The sequence below is a fragment of the Kineococcus sp. AC630 genome (genome assembly GCF_979255925.1).
In genome coordinates, this window is the sequence record NZ_CEEDMJ010000089.1 from 1 (window position 1) to 266 (window position 266).

General features: G+C 69.9%; 1 protein-coding gene. It reads right to left on the bottom strand.

Features of this window, described 5'->3' with window-relative positions:
- Nucleotides 1-266, bottom strand: a 266-nt coding sequence (locus AC0I8G_RS25965; RefSeq protein ID WP_471732514.1) for a GH39 family glycosyl hydrolase, incomplete at both ends; no start/stop codon positions are given.

Below are 266 nucleotides of genomic sequence, written 5' to 3' on the forward strand. Positions count from 1 at the left end.
CCGTCGGGCCGTAGACCCGCCAGGGCGTGAACGCCGATCCCTTGGTGTGGAAGGAGACGACGTCGAGGGGGGTCTCGTGCTCCGAGGTGTGCTGCCGGAACGTGCGCAGGAACTCCACCCCGCCGCCGGTGACGGCCGGCCCGCCGACCTTGGCGTCCGGGAGCCCGCTGCGGACGGCTTCGGCGGTCACGGTGTAGAGCTCGCCGAACGGTTCCGGCGTGCCCTTCCAGTAGAAGATGTCCGGTTCGTTCCACAGTTCCCAGAGC